General features: G+C 65.7%; 20 protein-coding genes. 6 read left to right on the top strand and 14 right to left on the bottom strand.

The annotated features are described in order from the left end of the window. Nucleotides 1–26: 26 nt before the first annotated feature. Together AMD14_RS03485 and AMD14_RS03475 are read left to right on the top strand one after the other, a co-directional pair. On the top strand, nt 27–761 hold the full coding sequence (locus tag AMD14_RS03485) for an SDR family oxidoreductase (protein WP_011050399.1): 735 nt from the start codon (nt 27–29) through the stop codon (nt 759–761). Nucleotides 762–900: 139 nt separating this feature from the next. Beyond that, nucleotides 901–2,045, top strand: a protein-coding gene (locus AMD14_RS03475) for an IS3-like element ISXac3 family transposase (protein ID WP_087943921.1) whose coding sequence is annotated in 2 segments (ribosomal slippage) — nt 901–1,138 and nt 1,138–2,045 — 1,146 coding nt in all. Because the reading frame shifts where the segments join, the coding sequence is not laid out codon by codon here. A 4-nt stretch (nt 2,046–2,049) separates the two neighbouring features. On the opposite strand, the gene AMD14_RS22725 is transcribed toward AMD14_RS03475, so the two are convergent. The 5 genes from AMD14_RS22725 to AMD14_RS03455 form a co-directional block, all read right to left on the bottom strand. Then, nucleotides 2,050–2,370 carry a DNA cytosine methyltransferase gene (locus tag AMD14_RS22725; protein WP_011050398.1) on the bottom strand — a complete coding sequence of 107 codons (321 nt, stop codon included), beginning with the start codon at nt 2,368–2,370 and terminating at the stop codon, nt 2,050–2,052. A 165-nt stretch (nt 2,371–2,535) separates the two neighbouring features. Next, nucleotides 2,536–5,223 carry a pyruvate dehydrogenase (acetyl-transferring), homodimeric type gene (gene aceE, locus AMD14_RS03470; protein ID WP_045714540.1) on the bottom strand — a complete coding sequence of 896 codons (2,688 nt, stop codon included), beginning with the start codon at nt 5,221–5,223 and terminating at the stop codon, nt 2,536–2,538. A gap of 801 nt (nt 5,224–6,024) precedes the next feature. Beyond that, nucleotides 6,025–7,026 carry an arabinogalactan endo-1,4-beta-galactosidase gene (locus AMD14_RS03465; protein WP_005929416.1) on the bottom strand — a complete coding sequence of 334 codons (1,002 nt, stop codon included), beginning with the start codon at nt 7,024–7,026 and terminating at the stop codon, nt 6,025–6,027. A gap of 426 nt (nt 7,027–7,452) precedes the next feature. Next, entirely contained in the window at nt 7,453–8,775 is a 1,323-nt protein-coding gene (locus AMD14_RS03460) for an XVIPCD domain-containing protein (RefSeq protein WP_011050396.1), read from the bottom strand. Beyond that, nucleotides 8,772–9,371 (bottom strand): hypothetical protein, encoded by a 600-nt coding sequence (locus AMD14_RS03455; protein WP_015462823.1) that lies wholly within the window; start codon nt 9,369–9,371, stop codon nt 8,772–8,774. Before AMD14_RS03455 ends, AMD14_RS03460 begins: the two co-directional genes overlap by 4 nt. Before the next feature lie 183 nt (nt 9,372–9,554). Between AMD14_RS03455 and AMD14_RS03450 the strand changes: the two genes are divergently transcribed. The 4 genes from AMD14_RS03450 to AMD14_RS03435 all read left to right on the top strand — a co-directional run bounded on the left by AMD14_RS03450 (nt 9,555) and on the right by AMD14_RS03435 (nt 13,269). Then, complete coding sequence (locus AMD14_RS03450; protein ID WP_015462822.1) at nt 9,555–11,615, top strand: SpoIIE family protein phosphatase; 2,061 nt, start codon at nt 9,555–9,557, stop codon at nt 11,613–11,615. Then, nucleotides 11,612–12,043 (top strand): ATP-binding protein, encoded by a 432-nt coding sequence (locus tag AMD14_RS03445; RefSeq protein ID WP_011050393.1) that lies wholly within the window; start codon nt 11,612–11,614, stop codon nt 12,041–12,043. The genes AMD14_RS03450 and AMD14_RS03445 overlap by 4 nt, the downstream gene beginning before the upstream one ends. Then, nucleotides 12,040–12,459: an STAS domain-containing protein gene (locus AMD14_RS03440; RefSeq protein WP_003483275.1), complete on the top strand. Its 420-nt coding sequence runs from the start codon at nt 12,040–12,042 to the stop codon at nt 12,457–12,459. The genes AMD14_RS03445 and AMD14_RS03440 overlap by 4 nt, the downstream gene beginning before the upstream one ends. A gap of 186 nt (nt 12,460–12,645) precedes the next feature. After that, nucleotides 12,646–13,269 carry an HAD hydrolase-like protein gene (locus tag AMD14_RS03435; protein WP_003483273.1) on the top strand — a complete coding sequence of 208 codons (624 nt, stop codon included), beginning with the start codon at nt 12,646–12,648 and terminating at the stop codon, nt 13,267–13,269. Between the two features lie 148 nt (nt 13,270–13,417). Here AMD14_RS03435 and AMD14_RS03430 read toward each other — a convergent pair whose 3' ends face one another. The 9 genes from AMD14_RS03430 to mdcA form a co-directional block, all read right to left on the bottom strand. Then, nucleotides 13,418–14,137 carry a GntR family transcriptional regulator gene (locus AMD14_RS03430; protein ID WP_003483271.1) on the bottom strand — a complete coding sequence of 240 codons (720 nt, stop codon included), beginning with the start codon at nt 14,135–14,137 and terminating at the stop codon, nt 13,418–13,420. A 78-nt stretch (nt 14,138–14,215) separates the two neighbouring features. After that, nucleotides 14,216–15,571 (bottom strand): SLC13 family permease, encoded by a 1,356-nt coding sequence (locus AMD14_RS03425; RefSeq protein WP_003483268.1) that lies wholly within the window; start codon nt 15,569–15,571, stop codon nt 14,216–14,218. Nucleotides 15,572–15,658: 87 nt separating this feature from the next. Further along, nucleotides 15,659–16,579 (bottom strand): malonate decarboxylase subunit epsilon, encoded by a 921-nt coding sequence (gene mdcH / locus AMD14_RS03420; protein ID WP_011050392.1) that lies wholly within the window; start codon nt 16,577–16,579, stop codon nt 15,659–15,661. Nucleotides 16,580–16,808: 229 nt separating this feature from the next. Then, a complete protein-coding gene (gene mdcB / locus AMD14_RS03415) occupies nt 16,809–17,678 on the bottom strand; it encodes a triphosphoribosyl-dephospho-CoA synthase MdcB (protein ID WP_011050391.1) in 870 nt (289 codons plus the stop codon). Beyond that, nucleotides 17,675–18,316 (bottom strand): malonate decarboxylase holo-[acyl-carrier-protein] synthase, encoded by a 642-nt coding sequence (gene mdcG / locus AMD14_RS03410; protein ID WP_011050390.1) that lies wholly within the window; start codon nt 18,314–18,316, stop codon nt 17,675–17,677. The genes mdcB and mdcG overlap by 4 nt, the downstream gene beginning before the upstream one ends. A 2-nt stretch (nt 18,317–18,318) precedes the next feature. Then, nucleotides 18,319–19,023 carry a biotin-independent malonate decarboxylase subunit gamma gene (mdcE, locus tag AMD14_RS03405; RefSeq protein ID WP_003483259.1) on the bottom strand — a complete coding sequence of 235 codons (705 nt, stop codon included), beginning with the start codon at nt 19,021–19,023 and terminating at the stop codon, nt 18,319–18,321. Further along, complete coding sequence (locus tag AMD14_RS03400) at nt 19,014–19,916, bottom strand: biotin-independent malonate decarboxylase subunit beta (RefSeq protein WP_015471677.1); 903 nt, start codon at nt 19,914–19,916, stop codon at nt 19,014–19,016. The genes mdcE and AMD14_RS03400 overlap by 10 nt, the downstream gene beginning before the upstream one ends. A gap of 124 nt (nt 19,917–20,040) precedes the next feature. Continuing rightward, nucleotides 20,041–20,358: a malonate decarboxylase acyl carrier protein gene (mdcC, locus tag AMD14_RS03395; RefSeq protein WP_005914105.1), complete on the bottom strand. Its 318-nt coding sequence runs from the start codon at nt 20,356–20,358 to the stop codon at nt 20,041–20,043. 9 nt (nt 20,359–20,367) lie between these two features. Beyond that, nucleotides 20,368–22,014 (bottom strand): malonate decarboxylase subunit alpha, encoded by a 1,647-nt coding sequence (mdcA, locus tag AMD14_RS03390; protein WP_011050389.1) that lies wholly within the window; start codon nt 22,012–22,014, stop codon nt 20,368–20,370. Nucleotides 22,015–22,156 lie beyond the last annotated feature (142 nt).

The following is a 22,156-nucleotide window of genomic DNA, read 5'->3' as shown; positions in this document are numbered from 1 at the left end:
TGGCACGTCCATCACGGAGCACGCAGATGACGATCGAAAACAAGGTCGTGGTCATCATCGGCGCCGGCAGCGGCACGGGCCGGGCCACCGCGCTTCACCTGGGCGCACTCGGCGCCAAGGTGGTCCTTGGTGCACGCCGCGAGGCACGCATTGCCGAGGTCGCCATGGAAATCGTCCAATCCGGCGGGCAGGCGGTCTACCGGCCAACCGACGTCACCGTGCACAAGCAGGTCCTGGCCCTGGTGGACTTGGCCTGCTCGCAATTCGGGCGGCTCGACGTCATGGTCAACAATGCCGGCATCAGTCCACTGTCCCGATTCGATGCCCTGCAGGTCGACGCATGGAACGCGATGATCGATGTCAATCTGCGTGGCGTACTCCACGGAATTGCGGCCGCGCTGCCGGTCTTCGACCGCCAGCAAAGCGGCCATGTCATCAACGTGGTCTCCACAGCCGGATTGCGCATCGTGCCGACGATGGGTGTCTATGCTGCGACCAAGAACGCGGTCAGAACCATCAGCGAGGCGCTGCGCCAGGAATCCGGGCCGCACATCCGCGTCACCGAGCTCTCACCCGGCATGGTGCAATCGGAGTTGCTGCACACCGTGAGCGACCCAACGCTGCGGCAAACCCTGCAAGCGCAGTCCGAGGCAAGCGGCATTCCCGCAGAGGCCATCGCGCACGCCATCGCCTATGCGATCGATCAGCCAGATGATGTCGAGGTCGGCAGCCTGGTCATCCGCCCTACATCGCAAGCGTAGTAGCAATCAAAATACTTGCGCACTGGCGTTCCATTGTTTCTCCAAGATCTTTGAAGTGGACAAGACTCCGTCGTTCTGATACGCCCAGGATTTCCTAGACATCTCAAGGCCATGGAAAATGGCTGATTCGGAGGTGTCCATGAGCAGTAAGCGGTATACGGATGAGTTCAAGATCGAGGCGGTCCGGCAAGTGACCGATCGTGGGTTCAAGGTGGCAGAGGTCGCCGAGCGACTGGGTGTCACCACGCACAGCCTGTACGCTTGGCTGCGCAAGTTCGGCAAGCCCGGCGTAGTACAGCGCGCTGAGGCGGACCAGAGCGCCGAAGTCCGGCGGCTGAAGATCGAGTTGCGCCGGGTGACGGAGGAGCGCGACATCCTAAAAAAGGCCGCCGCGTACTTTGCCAAGGGGTAAAGGCAAAGTACCTCTTCATGCAAGTCCACCGCGAAGAATTCAGGGTGTGCGCGATGTGCCGGGTTTTGCGGGTGAACCGGGCTGGATACTACGCGTGGCTAAAGTCGCCCGACAGTGAACGCGCCAAGGAAGACGAACGCCTGCTGGGGCTGATCAAGCACCACTGGTTGGCCAGCGGCAGTGTCTATGGGCATCGCAAGATTGCCAAGGATCTACGCGATCTGGGTGAGCGTTGCAGTCGCCATCGGGTGCATCGATTGATGCGCACCGAGGGACTGCGTGCCCAGGTGGGCTATGGCCGCAAGCCGCGCTTCCATGGCGGAACGCCGTGCAAGGCGGCAGCCAACCTGCTGGATCGACAGTTCGACGTGACCGAGCCGGACACGGCCTGGGCGAGCGACTTCACCTTCATCCGTACGCATGAAGGCTGGATGTACCTGGCTGTGGTGATCGATCTGTTTTCCAGGCAGGTCGTCGGCTGGGCGATGCGCGATCGAGCCGATACCGAGTTGGTCGTGCAGGCCTTGCTGTCGGCGGTGTGGCGGCGCAAACCCAGCGCTGGTTGCCTGGTTCATTCGGACCAGGGGTCTGTCTACACCAGCGATGACTGGCGCAGTTTCCTGGCGTCCCATGGCTTGGTGTGCAGCATGAGTCGGCGTGGCAACTGCCATGACAACGCACCGGTGGAGAGCTTCTTTGGTCTGCTCAAACGCGAGCGGATCAGGCGGCGGATCTACCCCACCAAGGACGCCGCACGCGCCGAGGTGTTCGACTACATCGAGATGTTCTACAACCCACAACGCCGTCATGGTTCAACTGGCGATCTGTCCCCTGTAGAGTTTGAACGGCGCTACGCGCAACGAGGGTCTTGAGTGTCTACGGAACCCTGGGCGTATCACTTGCATCCTTTTTTGGATCACGATTCCCCGCCATTGAGAAGGATTGACAGGGGTATCCTCCCACTACGACATCGGCTTCAGGAAATTCATGAAGCGCTGCGATGTCTCCGCAGGACACTGTGGAATCCGGGAAATATTTTTCTAGGGTTTTACATGCATCAGCCAAGATATCGTTACTAAAAACTATCCTGCCGCCAGCGGCCTTGATCCCGAAGTCCATTCCGCCACAGCCGGAGAAAAGCGAAATAACGCTAGGACCAGCGATTTTGATTTTAGGCTCGCCAATTTTTTTCTTCATTTTTTACTGTATTTTTTTGATTATGCAACTGTGTCATTTCCGTTTTCAGATACCGAGCATGGCGGCTACGAGTCGCGGGGATTGAGACCAAGGGGAAACGACGTGGTTATAGCGCGAAAGGGCGACCTTGCGGCCGCCCTTTCGATTGACTCACCTTTGAGAAGATCAAACCCCAACAGGATTCGCTTTCTCCGGATCAATCTTGTACTGCTTGATCGCCCGGGCCACATCCTTGCCCGTCATCTTCCCATCCTTCGCCAGCGCGGCAATCGCCGCATGCGCGATGTAGTAACGGTCCACTTCAAAGAAGCGGCGCAGATTCGCACGCGTATCCGAACGGCCGAACCCATCCGTGCCGAGGACGGTGTAGGTCATCGGGACGAAGGCGCGGATCTGGTCGGCGAAGGCGCGTACGTAGTCGGTTGCGGCGACGGCCGGGCCCTGGCGGCCTTCCAGCAGCTGGGTGACGTAGGGCTTGCGCTGTTCGGCCTCCGGGTGCAGGCGGTTCCAGCGTTCTACGGCGTAGCCGTCGCGGCGCACTTCGTTGAGGCTGGGGCAGGACCAGATGTCGGCGGTGACGCCGAAGTCCTTGTCCAGCAGCTCGGCGGCGGCGATGGCCTCGCGGAGGATGGTGCCGCTACCCAGCAGCTGCACGCGCAGCTCGCCCTTCTTGGGCTTGCCGGCATCCTTGAGCAGGTACATGCCCTTGATGATGCCCTCGGCTGCGCCGTCCGGCATGCCGGGGTGGGCGTAGTTCTCGTTCATCAGGGTGATGTAGTAGTACTCGTCGACCTGGTCTTCCATCATCGCCTTCATGCCGTGCTGCATGATGACGGTGACTTCGAAACCGAAGGTCGGGTCGTAGCTACGCACGTTCGGGATGGAGCCGGCAATGACCTGGCTGAAGCCGTCTTCGTGCTGCAGGCCTTCGCCATTGAGCGTGGTGCGGCCGGCGGTGCCGCCGAGCAGGAAGCCACGCGTGCGCATGTCCGCTGCCTGCCAGGCGATGTCGCCCACGCGCTGGAAGCCGAACATGGAGTAGTAGATGTAGAACGGCAGCATCGGCACGTCGGACACCGAGTAGCTGGTGCCGGCGGCCATCCACGAGGCGATGGCGCCCGGCTCGCTGATGCCCTGCTGCAGCACCTGGCCGGTCTGGTCTTCGCGGTAGTACATCAGCTGGTCGGCATCGACCGGCTTGTACTTCTGGCCGAACGGGGCATAGATGCCGATCTGGCGGAACATGCCTTCCATGCCGAAGGTGCGCGCCTCATCGGCCACGATCGGCACGATGCGCGGGCCCAGTTCCTTGTCGCGCAGGGCGATGTTGAGGCTCTGCACGAAGGACATGGTGGTGGAATAGCTGCGCTCGCCGCTGTCCTTGAGCAGGCGCTCGAACTTGTCGAGCGTGGGCGCCACGAACGACTTGCTGGCCTTGGGGCGGCGCGAGGGCAGGAAGCCGCCGAGCACGCTGCGGCGTTCTTTCAGGTACTGCACTTCCGGGGAATCTTCGCCGGGGTGGTAGAACGGCACCTGGCCGTCTTCCAGCTGGGCGTCGGTCACCGGGATGTTGAAGCGGTCGCGGAAGTGCTTGACCGCCGCGTCGTCGAGCTTCTTGGTCTGGTGGGTGGGGTTGAGCGCCTCACCGGCCGAACCCATGCCGTAGCCCTTGACCGTCTTGGCCAGGATCACGGTGGGCATGCCGGTGGTGTTCACGGCCTGGTGATAGGCGGCGTACACCTTGTGCGGGTCGTGGCCGCCACGGTTCAGGCGCCAGATGTCGTCGTCGGACAGGCCGGCCACCATGGCCGCGGTCTCCGGGTACTTGCCGAAGAAATTGGCGCGGGTGTAGGCGCCGCCGAAGGCCTTGCAGTTCTGGTATTCGCCGTCGACGGTTTCCATCATCAGCTTGCGCAGCACGCCGTCGCTGTCCTTGGCCAGCAGGGCGTCCCAGTAGCCGCCCCAGAGCAGCTTGATGACGTTCCAGCCGCCGCCACGGAACACGCCTTCCAGTTCCTGGATGATCTTGCCGTTGCCGCGCACCGGGCCGTCCAGGCGCTGCAGATTGCAGTTGACCACGAAGATGAGGTTGTCCAGGCCTTCGCGGCCGGCCAGCGCGATGGCGCCGAGGGTTTCCGGCTCGTCGCTCTCGCCGTCGCCGATGAAGCACCACACCTTGCGGTCGGACTTCTCGATCAGGCCGCGGTTTTCCAGGTAGCGCATGAACTGCGCCTGGTAGATGGCGGCCAGCGGGCCCAGGCCCATCGACACGGTGGGGGTCTGCCAGAACTCGGGCATCAGCCACGGGTGCGGGTAGGACGAGATGCCCTGGCCGTCCACTTCCATGCGGAAGTTGTCCAGCTGGGACTGGCTGATGCGGCCTTCGAGGAAGGCGCGGGCGTAGATGCCCGGGGTGCTATGGCCCTGGATGAACAGCAGATCGCCCGGATGGTTGTCCGAGGGCGCGCGCCAGAAGTGGTTGAAGCCCACGTCGTAGAGCGTGGCGCTGGAGGCGAACGAGGCGATGTGGCCGCCCAGGTCACCCGGCTTGCGGTTGGCCCGCACGACCGTGGCCATGGCGTTCCAGCGGATGATCGAGCGGATCTTCCACTCCAGCGCGGAGTCGCCGGGGTGCTTGGCCTCGTTGGCCGGGGAGATGGTGTTGACGTACTCGGTGGTGGGCGAGAACGGCAGGTAGGCGCCGGCGCGGCGGGTCTGTTCGACCATGCCTTCCAGCAGCTGATGGGCGCGCTCCGGGCCTTCGACGTCGATGACGGCCTTGATCGATTCGAGCCACTCCTGCGTCTCGAGCGGGTTCGGATCGTTGTGCAGCACTTCGTTCAACCAGTTCATTAGCGCTCCCGGGGGGACACACCCCGCGGGTGTGTCGACATCGTGAATTCGTGAACCCCCAAGTGTACCGCACGCACCTGTTGCCATTCCTCGCTACGGGGGCGTATGGAATGGGACGCTGTCGTGCGCCGAGTGGGGCCTCGGTGCCGGCTGGAACGACGGTGCGGCACAGCGGGCGCTGCCGATGTACGACCAAAGGATGAGGGCCAGCGGCGGGCGATGGACGGCCGCTGCCGCAGGGAATGGACCGATGTACAGGCCCCCGTAGGAGCGCACCTGGGCGCGACGGCTTTCTCGGTAATGCCCATCGCGCCCGGGTGCGCTCCTACGCGATGGCGTGGTCTGTGGGTGCGGCTGGGTGCCCTCGCTAGGACATCCCAGCGGCGGGTGCCGCCCCGTAGGAGCGCACCTGGGCGCGAGGGCTTTCTCGGTAATGCCTGTCGCGCCCGGGTGCGCTCCTACGCGATGGGGTCGTCTGTGGGTGCGGCTGGGTGCCTTCGGCGGGACATCTCCGCGGCGGGTGTCGCCCCGTAGGAGCGCACCTGGGCGCGAGGGCTTTCTCGGTAATGCCCGTCGCGCCCGGGTGCGCTCCTACGCGATGGGGTCGTCTGTGGGTGCGGCTGGGTGCCTTCGCCAGGACATCTCAGCGGCGGGTGTCGCCCCGTAGGAGCGCACCTGGGCGCGAGGCGCTTTATCGGTAACGCCCGTCGCGCCCGGGTGCGCTCCTACGCGATGGCGTGGTCAGCGGGTGCGCGCCAATACATCCCCCACGGCGGGCGCCGCCCCGTAGGAGCATGCTGGTCAGAACGCTTGCAGCGCTTCGGTCAGTTGGCCGTTGTTGTTGACTGCGCCCATGGTGTAGCCCTGCCAGCCGGGGTAGGCATTGGGTTCCCAATAAAACACGCCGAGGACGCGCGCGCCGATGCTGCTGCTGCGGCTGAGCAGGTTGCTGAGCATGGCGCGGGTGGTGGCCGCCTGCTGCCAGTCCATGCCGACCTCGGAAATCACCACATCGCTGCCGTAGCGCGCAATCATGTCGCGCATGTTGGTGTCCAGGCGGCTGTTGTAATCCTGCCAGCTGCCGACGGGGGGGTAATGCGACATGCCGATGACGTCCCACTTGCCGCCTGCCGAGCGCAGGTTGTCGAAGAACCAGCGGAAGTTGGCGTTGTCGTAGCCATTGGCCAGATGCACGACGACCTTGGCGTTGGGATACACCGCCTTGGTGGCGTTGTATCCGCTGTTGATGAACTGGCCCAGGGTGGCGAAGTTGGGCGTCTTGCCCTCGTTCCACAGCATGCCGCTATTGATCTCGTTGCCGACCTGCACCCAGCTGACGGTGATGCCGTTGTCCTTGAGATATTTGAGGATGCCCTGGGTGTGGCTGTAGACATCGGTGTTGAGCTGGGCGACGGAGTGGCCGGCCCAGGCGGCCGGCTTGGTCTGCTTGCCGGGGTCGGCCCAGCTGTCGCTGTAATGGAAGTCGATCATGATGCGCATGCCTTGCGCGGCGGCGCGCTTGGCCTTGTCCAGGGTGTCGCGGCCATCGTTCCAGCCGCCGGACGGGTTGACCCACACGCGCAGGCGAATGGCATTGCCGCCGACATCCTTGAACAGCTTGATGAAGTCGGTGGTGTTGCCGGCTGCATCGCGAAAGACCTGCGGCGGATTGTTGGCGGCCTGTTGATTGAGCCAGCTGACGTCCGCGCCTTTGGCGATGCCTTGCGCGCTGACGCCGGCGCTGCACAGAGACAGCAGCAAGATGAGCCATACACGGTGGTAGTGCCTGCAAAAAATGGTCATGGAACGCTCCCTTGATCGATGAGTGTCGCGCCGGGTGGCGCCTTGCTTGATCCCGCTGCCTTGTCTCGTGCGCGCGTGCGCAGCGTGACAAGTGCCTGGCCGTGCATCGCTGCAAATCCGCGGCGATTCAAGCATGGCCGTACAGCCCGATTGAGGCCGCTATAGGTACGGGCGAGTTGTGGCATATCTCGACGCAGGAAAAGCTTGCGTTCGCACACCTCGTGCGGCCCGGTTGTTGTGCAGATGCAGCAGCGGCGGTGCGCGTTACTGCGCGAACGAACGCAAAAACGCCGGGCAGGCCCGGCGTCTTGATGCAACGTTCGATGGTGGCGATGTGCAGTCCGGGCGGCGTGTGGCATGGGTGGCATGGGCGGCAGCCGGGTGTGTCACTGCACGCAAACGCGGCAGCTCCATGCCCCGCTCCCCTTAGCCCAGTGCGCGTGCGCCCTGCTGCTGTTGCTGGGTCTGCGATTGTTGCTGTTCCAATACCGCCGACTGACGCGCCGCGTTTTCGGCAACGCGTTGGCTGCTCTGTTCCAGCGGAGTATTCATTGCCGTCATGGTGTCCACGCTCACGCGCAGCTGTGCCGGGTCGTCGACGCGGCCCTGCACGGCGAAGGTGCGTGCGGCATCCGGGCTCATCATCACCGCATCGATGCGCCGGCCACCGGCGGCATGCATTTCCGATGCGAGCGAACCCGATAACTGCGCACTGTGCTGGTCGGGCGTGCGCCCGGCACGTGCGTCCTGCGCATGCACGCCGCGCTGGGCGTCCTGGAACAAGCCATTGCCCACGTGTCCGGGTTGATCGATCCGCAAGGAGGTGTGGCCGTTGCCATGCTCGCGTGGGTCGCGTTTGGCCGGCTCGCCCGGCGCGAGCGGGCCGCGGATGGCGTCGATGGCGTCCTGGCCGAGGCCGCGCGCGCTACGCGTGAGGATGGTGGTACCGGTGCGCAGCCCATCGATATCGCTGCGGTACTCCTCGATCATGCGCTTGTTCTGCTCGGCAAGCGGGCGCGCGTTGGGGTCCCTGAGCGCAGAATGTTCGCCCAGAAAGTTGCCCAGCTTGTGCGCCCCGAGCGAGCCGCCGGCAGCAACCAGCGGGTAATCCGGAATCAGGAAGTTCGCCTTGCTATTGCTGTAGCCGGCACCGCTCAAGGTGGCGATCTCATATGGCTTGGCATACATGCGTACCTGCCCGAAGTGCGGCGATGCCGCGCTGACCGGGTCCGATGCCATGACGTGATTGATCACGCTATTGCCACCCTCCGGAATGCGGTAACTCAGACTCGACGCGCCGTACGCGTTGAAGGTTTCGCCCTTGAGGTCGTAGTGGTGTGCGGACACCTGCGCAAGCGCACCGCCGAGCGAGTGGCCGGTGACGGTGACTTCCAGTTGATGGCCGGTTCGCTTGCCGACATCCTTGGCGATGTCCATCGCATTCTTGGTCAGCGCAAGCGCATCGGCAGCCTGAGGATTGGTCCGCGAGGTGACCATGGTGGCATCGGTGAGCACGTCATTGACCGCGCCCTCTGTGCCCCGATGCGCAACCACGATTTCGCCACTGCTTTCGCGGCGGTAAACCGTGCCCTGGTAGCCGTTGGATTGATTGTTGACGTGATCGAGAACGGCGTAACGCTCACCCTCGATCGTGACGATCTCTTCGTGCCCCGGTGCACGCCGACCAACGGCGCGATCCTTGTAGGCGTCCTCGGATAAACCGGCGTATTGCGGTGACGGGATACTCATGACGCAACTTCCTTGGCAGCCAGCGTGATGGTGAAGAGATTGTCGCGGATCTCAGGCTTGAACGTCTCCGGGCTGAGCTCGCCGGTGTCCGGGAAACTCTTGGATTCCGAGCGCGGATAGCCGTCTTTCCAGTAGTACTTGGTCAACGCCTGCTGCGCGGTCACCGTCTTGGCTTCGATAAACGACAAGAACCGCGTCTCTTCTTCGGCGCCGGTGGCCTTGAGCAGCACGCTGGCGCCGCTGAATTCCCAATGGCACACGCCGCGACCGTAGTAGTCCTCGTCCTGCATCAGATCCAGATACAGGGTGCCACGGTACTCGGTCTCGGAAATCTTCTTGAGCGCCACAGTTTCCTGACTGGTGATGCGGCCGGCCGTGCCGGTTTCCGGCTGGATCCTGCCGCATTCCTGCTCGTTGCTGACATCGTATTGCGCCGCAGCCTCCACCAGGCCAAACGCGCCGGGCGCCTTGTCCAAGGTGAGCGTGACCTCGTAGGCCTTACGCGGACTCGGATTCAACCTGGCAAGACCGCGGCCGCCGGCCTGAACGTCGGCTGCTGCGGTGGCCTCGGTGGCGGAGGAATGGGTCTGGGTCATGCTGGTCTCCGGGGAGTGACAGGCCGTAAGCAAAAGGGCCAGCAGGCTTGGGGTCAACATCTGGCGCAAGGCCGGCCTCCGTGGCAGGTGGGCGGCCAATCTAGTCCGCTCGCGTTCGGCCGGTCAATCGCGACCACGTGAGGATGAGGCTGCTAAAGAGTTGTGCATGGCAGCAAAGCTGCCATGATCCAGCGCAGCTGCTGCCACGAAGAGTGCGCCATGCGCAATCGCCCGCGATCACTGCCACCCCGGACATCGGTCGCCGCGCGCATGCCGTGGCGTCGCAGCTTGCGCATGCGTGTGCTGCTGGCGGCCACCGCGGTGCTGGTGGCCTTGCTGACGGTGCTGGGCACGGTGTTCTACCTGGGCGCGCGCGCCGAGCTGGTGGACGCGGCGCGCACCGAGGTGGATGGCCTGACCGAACAGACTGCGCGCAGCCTGGCGGCGATGCTGGATTCGGTGCAGGTGAGCGGGCGCACGTTGGCGGCCAGCAGCGGCGGGGTCGGCCTGCAGCCGTTCAATTTGCGTGCATTGCTGCTGGCCACGCTCACCGGCGATCCGGATATCGGTGCAGCGCGCCTGATCATCGAGCGGCGCACGCAAAAGGCCGGCGACAGCGGGTTTGTCTGGTACGTGCATCGCAACGGCACACGCGTGGCGGAAAAATCCGCGCTGGAACTGGGGTACGACTATCGCGCGATGCCCTGGTATCTGCGTACCCAGCGCGAGGGCCGGGCATGGTGGTCCGAGCCCTACATGGACGCCAATGGCGGCGGCCTGTACACCAGTTACAACCTGCCGCTGCGCCGGCCCGGCGATGCACCCGATGCGGCACCGGTGGGCATGGTCAGCGTGGATTTGCCGCTGCAGCACCTGCGCGAGATCATCGATCAGCTGCCGCGCGATATCGGCATCCAGACGATGCTGCTGTCGCCGGAAGGCCTGCTGGTCTTCAGCCCCGACCCGGCACTCAATCTGCGCCACTCGCTTGCGGCCTATGTGGCCCGTTCGCGCCCGGACCTGCGGCCATTGCAACGCGCCGTGGCAGCCGGCCAGCCGATTTCGTTTTCGCATACCGCGCCCGACGGCGAGCGCTTTCTGACCCATAGCGCAGCGGTGGGGCGCAGCGGCTGGACCTTCGTATTGTCGGCCTCCGAAGGCTACGTGCTGGCCGGTCTGAACTGGCTGGCGGCATGGGTGGCGCTGGCCGCGCTGCTGGGCGCCATGGTGTGGTGGTGGTTGATGCGGCGGATCACGCGCAAGTTGACGCGACCGATCGAAGAACTGACCGACACCGCCGAGCATTTTCGTCGCGGCGAATTCGAGTACCCGTTACCGCACATCGAACGCGACGACGAGGTGGGCGTGATGGCACGCGCCTTCGACAGCGCACGCGATGCGATCCGCCACCACATCGCCGAGATCGGCGAGATGACCGCCGCGCGCGAACGCATGCACAGCGAGCTGCAGATTGCGCGCGAAATCCAGCAGGCGATGCTGCCTTCCGGGCGCACCTTCGACCGCGCCAGTTCGCACCTGGAAACCTGCGCGTGGCTGGAGCCGGCCAAGGCGGTGGGCGGGGATTTCTACCACTTCGTGGAAACCGAACCGGGCCTGCTGTGGTTCGTGGTGGGCGATGTCTCCGACAAGGGCGTGCCGGCGGCGTTGTTCATGGCGCGCGCGGTGAGCGTGCTGGAGATTGCCGCGCGGCGGTACACGCGCCCGGATGCGATTTTGATCGCCGCCTCCACGCGGTTGGCCGAAAACAACGAGACCTGCATGTTCGCCACCGTGCTGTGCGGCCTGATCAACGTGGTGAGCGGCGACTACTGGCTGGCCAGCGCCGGGCACGAGCCGCCGCTGTTGATCGATATCGACGGCACGGCACGGCCGTTGCCGCTGGAAACCGGCGCGCCGCTGGGGATCGAGCAACAGGAGTCCTATCCGGTGCTGCAGGGCCGCATGAGCGCCGGGCAGACCTTGCTGGGCTACACGGATGGCGTGACCGAGGCGATGGACGAGCGCGGCGCCAGCTACGGGATGGAGCGGTTGCTGGCGGCGCTGCACCCGCGCCGCAGCGCGGCGGCGCAGTGCAAGGCGGTGATCGCCAATATCGCCCGTTTCACCGGCACGGCCGATCCGTACGACGACATCACGCTGCTGGCGATCCGGCTGCGCCAGGAGCATGCTGGGCGGGTCGCACACGCTGGCCGGGACGCGCCCGGAAAGGCAACGACTGCATGAAGCTCGAGTTGGCCATCGCGCCATCGCTGGCCCAGCTGGCCGGCGCCAACGATGCGCTGGAACGGTCGCTCACGCTCGAGGGCCTGCACGCCGAGCGCATCGGCCAGGTGCGGTTGATCGTGGAAGAGCTCGGCTGCAACGCACTGACCCACGGCCAGTGCGCCGCACAGCCGCTGCGCCTGCAGCTGCAGCTGGACGCCCAGGCGCTGGTATTGGAAATGCACGATGCGGGCAGCGCCTTCGACCCCTGCGCCGCGCCCCTGCCCGAGGTGACCGACGAGCTCGACGACCGCGCCATCGGCGGGCTGGGGTTGTTTTTGGTCCATCAGTTCGCCGATCACATCGACTACCGCCGCGATGGTGCATATAACGTCGTGCGCGTCACCCTGCTGCACCCGTACGCCCCTGTCCCCGAGGCCCTGTCATGACCACGCTCGCCATTCAGATCGACCCGCCGCAGGACACCCGTCAACGCGTCATCCTGACCGGGCGCCTGGACACCCACACCTACCAGGACCTGGACGCGGCGCTGTCGCCGCTGCTGGGCACCCTGATCACCACGCTGGTGCTGGACCTGAGCGCACTGGAATACATCTCCAGCGCCGGCATCCGCTGCATCTTCAAGGCGCGCAAGGCGCTGGCCACGCGCCAGGGCAAGGTGCTGGTGAGCAACCCGCAGCCGCAGATCCGCAAGGTCTTCGACATGGTCAAGGCGGTGCCGTTGAGCGACGTGTTCGCCTCCACCGAAGAGCTGGACGCGTACCTGGCTGCGATGCAGCGCAAGGTGATCGAACAGAGCGCGCAGAGCGATGCGCCGATCGTGCCGCACTTCGCCGAAGCCTGAGCGCAGCTGTCCTACCGACGGCGCTCGCCGCCGGGCGGGCGCTGCGGGCCTTCCTCCGGAGCTGACGACTGCGCGCCACGTTGCTGTTACCGCGTGACGTCGCCTGCGCGCACATGTGGGGACCTGTGTGCGTGGGTGCCGGCATCATCCCTGGTTAGGCTATGACGCCCTGCCCTGCGCGTTGCCATGCCCGCCCTGATCATTTTCGATTTCGACGGCACGCTTGCCGATTCGTTTGGATTTTTCCTGAGCACGCAGCGGCTGCTGGCCGAACGGCATGGCTTTCGCGCGGCGCAAGCGCATGAAGTCGACGATGCCCGTCGATTGAGCACGCGCGAATTGCTCAAGGCATCGGGCCTGAGCACGTGGCGCGTGCCATGGGTGGCGGCGGACTTCATCCGGCTCATGCGCGCCGCGCCACCGGTGGCGTTGTTTCCCGGCATTGCCCACACCGTGAGCGCGCTGCATGCCCGGGGCACCCGGCTGGCCGTGGTGTCGTCCAACTCCGTGGAGAACGTGCGGCGCGCGCTAGGCGCAGAGCTGAGCGCCACATTTGCCGTCATCGAAGGCGGCGCGCATCTGCTGGGCAAACAACGCGCCTTGCGTCGTGTGCTACGTGCCACCGGGCACACTGCGTCGCAAGCGGTGTATGTGGGCGACCAGGTCGCCGACTGGGAAGCCGCACAGGTCGTGGGCTTGCCGTTTGCCGCAGTGGCGTGGGGCTATGCGCATCCGGACGTGTTCGCCGGGTTGGCCGGAACGCAGTTGATCGAACGCGTGGAAGACTTGCTTGCGTTGAGCGGGGAATAGGCGGCGGGGATGGGGGATTGGCAAGAGTTGGGCATTGCCGGTAATGCGTGTCGACGTACCCTCATCCGCCCTTCGGGCACCTTCTCCCGATGGGAGAAGGAAGTGCGATCCCGGTGCGCGTGGTGATGCGCCCGGACAGCGCCAACGTCTACACCCCACCGACCCGCGGCAACGGCGCCGGTACGTTCAACATGCCGCCGGCCGCGACATACGCTGCCAGGGCCTGGCCCTGGCTCAGCAGGTGCCCGTGCATGGTGCGCTCGGCGCCTTCGGCATCGCCGCGTCGCACGCAGTCCATCAGTTGGCGATGCTCCGCCAGCGATTGCGCCATGCGCCCGGGCGTGAGCAACTGACGGCCGCGGTGCATCTTCAAGATGCGGTGCAGATCGTGCGTCACCCGGATCAACCAGGGATTGCCGGCGTACTGCTGCACGGTTTCGTGGATCAGGTAATTGTTGCGGTAATACTCGGCCACATCGCCGGCTGCCGATGCGGCTTCCATTGCCGCATGCAGCTCTTCCAGGCGCTGCACGCCGGCCGCATCGATGCGCTTGACCGCATCGTGCGCGCAGCGGCCTTCCAGCATCGCCATCACCGGGAATAACTGGTTGAGGTCTTCCAGCGTCAGCCGGGTGACCCGGCTACCGCGGCCGGCATCCAGTTGCACCAGGCCTTCGGCAGCGAGCAGCTTGAGACTTTCGCGCAGCGGCGTGCGGCTGATGCCGAGTTCTTCGGCCAGGGCCGGCTCGTCGATCCACTCGCCCGGCGGCAGCGCGTACTCGTAGATCTTCTGACGCAGGCGCTCGGCCACTTCCTCGTACAGCGGCACGCGCTTTTTGGAGGCGCGCGAATCAGGAGCGAGGGTCATGGCGGGCAGGCTGTCGGCATCGGGTCGGGGCGCCCATTCTACGTGGGCGCCCCGCTGCGCTGTGGCGTGCGGACCGCATCACAGCCAGCCCGGCACCACGAAGACCAGCCACGCCGCCAGCGGCCCCAGCAACACCACCAGGCCGCTGTAGATCAGGAAGCGGCGGAACAGGCCGTCGCGTTCTTCCTTGGCGGCCGAGGCCACCACCAGCGCGCCGTTGGTGGAAAACGGGCTCACATCGACGATGGTGGAGGACACGGCCAGCGCGCAGATCACCCCGGCCGCGCCCAACTGGCCCTGCATCAGGAAGGGCACCGCCAACGGAATGGTGGCGCCCAGCACCGCTGCCGACGAGGCGAATGCAGAGACGATACCGCCGACGTAGCAGACCAGCAGCGCGCCCAGCAGGGGCATGCCGATGTGCGACACGCCGGTGCCGATGTAGTCCACCGCACCGGATTTTTCCAGCACGGCGATATAGGTCACCACGCCGCTGATCAGCAGCACGGTGGACCAACTGATGCCGTCCACCGCGCCTTTCTGCGCGTTGGGCGAGATCAGCGCCAATGCCACCGCCACCGTGATCGAGACCAGGCCGACGTTGAGGTTGTAGATCAGCGCAGCAACGCCCAGACCCAGCAGGCCGATCAAGGTGATCACGCGGTCGCGGGTGATCGACACCGCCTCCAATGCCAGCGGGTCGGTGGACAAGGTGCCGCCGCCCGGCGCCACCAGCGCACCATGCCCTTCGATCGCGAAGCCGCGGTGCGATGCCTGGTCGCCGGCAACCGCAACGTACTGCGCATCGGCCAGCGACAGTTCCTGCCGGCGCATCAACTTCAACCCACCGAAGGCGCAGAAGCAGATGATCGCCATCATCAGGTTGAAGCCCAGGCTGGTGAGAAATACCGCCATCTCGCTGACGTCCAGCCCGGCTTTTTCGACCACCTTGTTGGTGATGCCGCCATACACGCTGATCGGCGAGAAACCGCCGCCTTGCGCACCGTGGATCACCAGCAGGCCCATCATCAACGGGTTGATGCGGTACTGCTTGGCGAAGCGCAGCGCCACCGGCCCGATGATGGCCACCGCTGCCGGCCCCAGCGCACCGAAGGCGGTCAGCAGCCCGGTGATGACGAACATCACCCAGGGGATGGCGACGATGCGCCCCCGTACCGCGCGCACCGCCCAGTGCACCAGCAAGTCGATGGTGCCGTTTTTCTGTGCGATGGCGAACAGATAGGTAATGCCGACCAGGGTCAGGAACAGGTCGCCCGGAAAGCCGGCCAGCACTTCCTTGCCCTCCAGCCCCACCCACACGCCGCCAATGATGAAGGCCAGCGCGAAGGCCACCGCCCCCATGTTGATGGGCAATGCGGTGGCGACGATGAACATGATCACCAAGCCAAGAATCGTTGCAATTTGCGGGGTCATGCGCCCTCCCAGACACCTGATACGCGTACAACACGGATGGCCGCCCGCCATCCTGGGGTCACACCGTGTGCAGCACCTGCCTGATCGTCATGCCGCGCGCTCGCACGCAGCCATGACCCATTCGAGAACACCGTCGGTGCTGTGGAATTCGTCCACCGAGCGCGCTTCGCATGCCGGCAGCACCTCGCGCGCCATCCGCGCCAATGCGCTGCCGGGGCCGAGTTCGAGGAACACGCGTGCGCCGCGTTCGGCGGCTTGTACCAGCACGTCGTACCAACGCACGGTCTGTGCGATCTGTCTGGACAGCGTGTCGACCACCAAGGCCTGCGTACCGACCGCACGTGCATCGATGCCTGCCAAGACGCGCAGCCTGGGCGCGGCGAGCTGTGCGGTGGCCAGTTCAATGGCAAAGCCTTCGGCGGCCGCGCTCAACCACGGCGTGTGCGCCGGCACGCCGACCGGCAGCAGCGTGACGCGCGCACCTTGTGCGCTGGCAGCCTCGCCAAGCGCCTGCAATGCAGCGCGCGGGCCGCCGAGCACGGCGTGATCGTCGCCGTTGATGATGGCCAGCGCCGCGCCGTGCGTCTGGCACAGCGTTTCCAGGGCGCGCAGTGGCACACCGATCACCGCCATCAGCCCTGCCTGCTGCGGGCTGGCCGCATCCATCAACCGGGCACGCGTCGCCGCCAGCTGCAGGCAGGTGTCGATGGACATGCTGCCGGCCACCGCATGTGCGGCAAGCTCGCCAACGCTATAACCGAGCACCAGCAGCGGCGTGGGGAGTTGCGCACACAGTGCCTGCCAATGCGCCAGCGTGCCGGCGCAGACCAGTGGTTGAGCGATGGCGTTGGCGTAGCGGCCCGGATCTGCGGCCAGTGCTTGTGGTGCGACGCCAAGCACGCGCTGTGCGCTGGCGAAGACGGCGGCCGCCGCAGGCGCGTCTGCGACACGCGCGAACATCTCGGCGTGTTGGCCGCCTTGGCCCGGGCAGAGCAAGGCCAGGCTCATGCGGTGGCCTGACTGCGTTCGCAGGAATGTCGTGCGCGCACCCTGTCGTGTTCCGGATTGCGCGCGATGTGCCGCCGGGAAACCTGGACGCGGAGATTGACCGAGGGACAACGTGCGCCGCTTGTCGCGACGGCAGGCAGGTCAGCAGCCGTTGCGGCTGCGAGCAAAACGCCGCGGCATTGCCGCTTCGCAGGCACCACCTGTTTTGCAGCCAGCGAGCAAGCGCGGCTCATGCCAGCTCCTGCCGATGCAGGAACCATGCACAGGCCAGCAGATCCGCGCTGCCGCCAGGGCTCAGGCGACGGGCGACAAACTGCTGGCCGATGGCATGCAACTGCGCGCGCCACTGCGGGTGGGCAATGCCGCCGTCGGCAAGGAAGGCTGTCGCCTGCGCCTTGGCGAATGCCAGGCCTTCCGGCCCGCCACGATGCAATAGATTGAGATCGTCTACCTGGGCGATGAGCTGCATCAGGGTCTGCACCAGCGCCGCTTCACGCGTGGCCCCCCCCGCAAGCGCGGTACGCAACGCAGGCAGGGCGATCTCGCGCAGCACCGGATACCCTGCCGCGGCCTGTTCGCGCACGCCACTGATGCGGTATTGCGCACGCACGCGCTGGCCATGGCTGTGCGGGTCCAACGGTGCAGCCTGCAATGCATCGCGCCAGGCGCGTACGCCATCGCAGACCTGTTCTGCAGTGGGGCGCCGCCGCTGCTCACCGCGCAGGCGTGCAGCCTGCGCAGTGAGCAGGCCCAGGCTGAAAATCGCGCCGCGATGGGTATTGACGCCACAGGTCGCGCGCAACATCGCGGACTCGGCCGCGATGCCCAGCTCGCGAAGCCGCTCGAACGGCGCGTGGTCGATGCCGGCCTGGGCAATGGCGACAAAATAGCCACGCAAGGCGAACAGGCTACGCACGAAGGTGGCTGCATCCATGTCGGTGTGGCTGCCGCTATCGAACGGCGTCACCAAGCCCGGCTTGGGCGCACAGGCCAGTTCTGCATACAGGGCGCCAACCGCCAGCCGGCCGAGCCGGTAGGCAGCATCGCGCGGCGGTGCAAGCGCACTGGCAACGCAGTGTTGCTGCAGCTGTGCGCTCATGCCGCACTCCGGGCCGGAAACAGCGCAGCACGCGGCAACAGCCGGCAGTCCTGGTTGGATTTCACCAACACCTGTTGCGCGTTGCCGGCGTACTCGCGCCAGTTCACCGCGTTGTCATCGGGCAACCGCAGCTCGCCATCGGCACGCAGCCCGTGCTGCTGCTCCCAGCGCTGCACCAGCGTGAGCACCGCGCACGCTTGCTCGGGCGTCTGGATGGACCACAGCAGATCCAGATCCGATTGCGCATGCACATACGTCAGGCCGGTCAGGGCTTGCCAGGCGAAGCTCCCGAAGACGTGCGGGTGCAACGCATGCGCGTGCGCTTGAGCGAGCAGGGCCTGCAGTGCCGGCTGCACCGCGAGGGGCGCATGTGGCATCACGGCATCCAGTGTCAGTGGAGCGGTGCAGCGTGCGATACCGGCCACGTGCGCCTGGAGGGCCAGACGCTGCTTGCCTTCACTGGGCGGCAGCGGCACGCCGAGCCGCAGGGTGCCTGGTGCCTGACTGCCATCGCCACGCGCCACCACCGCTGGCAGGCCGGCCGCGAACCACTGCTGCAGCCGTGGCTGCGCGCCAGACGTGACGGCCTGCCACTGCGCATCCTCGCGTAACCACACCAGGGCGTGGCGGCCGGCCATGCTCAGGCCTCGCCCGCAACCACGGCGCTGGCGACATCGCGCGCCAGCGTGCGCCCGCCGCGTTGCGCGCCGCGCGCGCGGCGCTGGTCGCCGTCGACCGGCGCGGCCAGTGCGTCGAGCAGCGCCTGCGCCAGATCGCCCTCCCACAGCGATTCCACCGCGCCCATGCGCACGTAATTTTCCACGCCTGGCGCGAACACCGGCGAGCTCTTGCTCAACGCCTGCAAGGTGTCGACCGACTGCTTGGTCACGCGCGCCATCGCGCGCAGATCCATGACCCGGATCTGCGCATCGGGCAATGCATGGATATGGTCGGCCATCAAGCCGAACGACAGGAACCCACCGCTGACCGATTCGCCGTAGACCAGCGTGATCAGCCGCGCCCCGCGCCTGCGTGCCAACTCCAGCGCACGTGCCAGATGTGCGAAATAGCCGTTGATGCCGAGTAATTCGTCGCGCCGTGCCAGCCGCTGCCCGGCAGTGTCGGCCAGCATCACGATCGGGCGCTGCGGGTGAGCGCGGGTACTCGCCAGGACAGTGGCAGCCAAGGCCAAGGCGTGATCGACACCGACTTCGAGCTTGTTGGCGGTACCGATCACGGTGACGTCGCCGGCGGCGGTGGTTGCACTGCCGGTGAGCACATCGTCGTTGCGCGCGATGGCGTGACCGAGCGGAAACAGCTGATCGAGCAAGCGGCTCAGGTCCATGGAAGGCTCCGGTCTGCGGTTGCGGCAAGAAAGGCCTCGGTATCGAGCAGCGGCAGGCGCTGCGCATCGACAATGCCCTGGCGCGTCCAGATCTCCAGTCCGTCGCGGCAATCGCCGTACGCATCGATGCGCGCTGCCAATTGCTGCTGCGCACGCTCCAGCGCCTGCAATGCGGCCTCACCCGTCGCTTCGGTGAGAGCATCGAGGGTGGCCAGCGCTGCATCGGCGAAGGCATCGATGCGATCGGCCACCAGCGTTTGCGCCTCGCCCAGCAGGTAGCGGTGTTTGCCGCCGGTCACGCGCCACACCAGGGCACGGTCGCGCGCGTCGAACTCTTCCACCCCACGCACGGTTTCGATCACGTCCGGGCCGGACAACGACAAGCGGCCTTCTTCGGACATGATCACTGCGCTGCAGCAGCGCGCCACGATGCCCATGCCGCCGAACGCGCCGTTGCCGCTGCCGATCAAGGCCAGCACCGGCACACCGGCGGCACGCGCGCTCAAGGTGGCTCGCATGATTTCGGAGATGGCGATGAGCCCGGCATTGGCCTCATGCAGACGCACGCCGCCGGTGTCCAGCAGCAATAGCACCGCTGCCGGCTGCGTGGTTGCGGCGCGTTCCAGCAGGCCGGTGAGTTTGGCGCCATGCACTTCGCCCACGCCGCCGCCCATGAAGGCGCCTTGCTGCGCAGCGATCAAGACATTGCGGCCGCGTAAGGTGCCTTCGCCCACCACGATGCCGTCATCGAAGGCGCCGGGTGTCTCCAGTTGTGCCAGATGCGGGCTGATCAGGCGGCGCCGCGGGCCAACGAATTCGCGAAGGCTGCCGACATCCAGCAGACCATCGATACGTTCGCGGGCATCGGCTTCGTAGTAGCTGCGCTGGGCCATGGGAACGGTGGTGCTCATGCGTATCTCCCGATCGCTTGCGTAGGAGCGCACCGGGGCGCGACTGAAGCCTTACCGGGAATGCCCGTCGCGCCCTGGTGCGCTCCTACGGGGTGACAGTGGCGGCTCATGCGTCGGCTCCCTGCAGCACATCCAGCGCTTGTTCCAGGCGCAAACTCACCACCGCCGGCGTGGCGCCGACATCGTTGATGCTGATGCGTACGTCGCGCAGTGGGTGACGCGCGGCGAAATCGTCCAGCACTGCCTGCCAGATCGCGCCAAAGCCGCGTGCGGCGGTGAGGATGTCGATTTCCATCGCGCCCTCGAGCGGCACGCGCTCGACCAGCACTTCCAGATTGCCGGAGGCCACGACACCGACCAGCGCGTGTTCCAGCCCGGCGCGTGCGCCACGCTGTCCGTCAAAGCGATATCGCAGGGTTTCCATGCTATGCCCTTACCAATTGCGAAAACGTTTCGGCGGGTCGTACAAGCCGCCGGACCAGCGCACCAGGTCCTTGACCGTACGCGCTGCAAGCAAATCGCGCGTGGCATCGCGCGGGCGAATGCCCAGGTCGTCCGGCCGCTTGATGACGCCGCGGTCGCGCAGGTTTTCGACCATGCGCCTGTCGCGCCCCAGGCCCACCGCGGTATAGCCGGACACGCCACGGATTGCCTGCTCGCGTTCCTCCGGCGTACGGCACAGCAGCAGGTTGGCGATGCCTTCTTCGGTGAGCACGTGGCTGACATCGTCGCCGTAGATCATCACCGGCGGCAGCGGCATGTTGGCGCGTTCGGCCAGTTCCCAGGCGTCGAGTTTGTCGACGAATGCCGGCGCCATGTGTTCGCGGAAGGTCTCCACCATCTGCACCACCAGCTTGCGCCCACGCGGCATCTCGCCCGGCGTTGCCGCTTCGCGCCCGGCCTTGAGCCAGGCAGCACTGGCATGCCGGCGACCACGCGCATCCGAGCCCATGTTGGGCGCGCCGCCGAAACCGGCGATGCGGTCGCGCGTGGCGGTGGAGCTGTTGCCCTGCAGATCGATCTGCAGGGTGGAGCCGATGAACATGTCGCAGGCATACAAGCCGGCGGTCTGCGACAGCGCGCGGTTGGAGCGCATGCTGCCGTCGGCGCCGGTAAAAAAGATGTCCGGACGTGCGGCGATGTAGTTTTCCATGCCCAGTTCGGAGCCGAACGAGTGCACCGACTGCACGAAGCCCGATTCGATCGCCGGGATCAGCGCCGGATGCGGATTGAGCGCCCAATGCCGGCAGATCTTGCCCTTCAACCCCAGCGATTGGGCGTAGGTGGGCAGCAACAGCTCGATCGCGGCGGTATCGAAACCGATGCCGTGATTGAGCCGGTCCACACCATATTCGGCATAGATGCCCTTGATGGCCATCATCGCCATCAACACCTGGATCTCGGAGATCTGCGCCGGGTCGCGGGTGAACAGCGGTTCGATGTAATTGGGCTTGGGCGCCTGGGTGACGAAGTCCACCCAATCGGCGGGAATATCCACGCGCGGCAGGGTGTCGAGGATTTCGTTGACCTGCGCGATCACGATGCCGCCCTTGAACGCGGTGGCTTCCACGATCACCGGCGTGTCTTCGGTGTTCGGGCCGGTATAGAGATTGCCGTGGCGATCGGCCGCCTGGGCGGTGACCAGTGCGATGCGCGGGGTGAGGTCGATGAAGTAGCGGCCGAACAATTCCAGATAGGTGTGGATGGCACCGATTTCGATGCGGCCTTCGCTCACCAGCCCGGCCAGGCGCGCGGCCTGCGGGCCGGAGAACGAAAAATCCAGGCGCTTGGCGATGCCGCGCTCGAATACATCCAGATGCGCGGCAAGCGACAACACCGATTGCACCATGTGCAGGTCATGCACGCGCGCCGGATCCACCTCGGTGAGGCAACGCGCCAGGAAATCGGCCTGCTTCTGGTTGTTGCCTTCCAGGCACACGCGGTCGCCGGGCTCGATCACCGCCTCCAGCAACGCCACGACATCGTCGGCAGCCACCACACGCCCCTGCGGCGCCAGCGCGGCGGCCCGCTGCAAGCGCTGACGCCGGCTGTCGGCCTGGGTGTCCCACTGTCGACTCATGCCTCTGCCTCGCCGGGACGAGCCCGTAATGTCAAAGTAATTACATCGTAATTATGAGGTGCACGTGTGTCTAGCCGCGTTGCAGCATCCGGTTTTGGCGTCGGACAGGCGGTCAGCCATCTGAGAGCCGAGCGCTTGTGTA

Origin of the sequence: Xanthomonas citri pv. citri (genome assembly GCF_000961215.1) — a bacterium.
Lineage (GTDB): Bacteria > Pseudomonadota > Gammaproteobacteria > Xanthomonadales > Xanthomonadaceae > Xanthomonas > Xanthomonas cissicola.
Note: the sequence above shows the minus strand (reverse complement) of the source record. Positions and strands in the feature narration are given on the sequence as shown.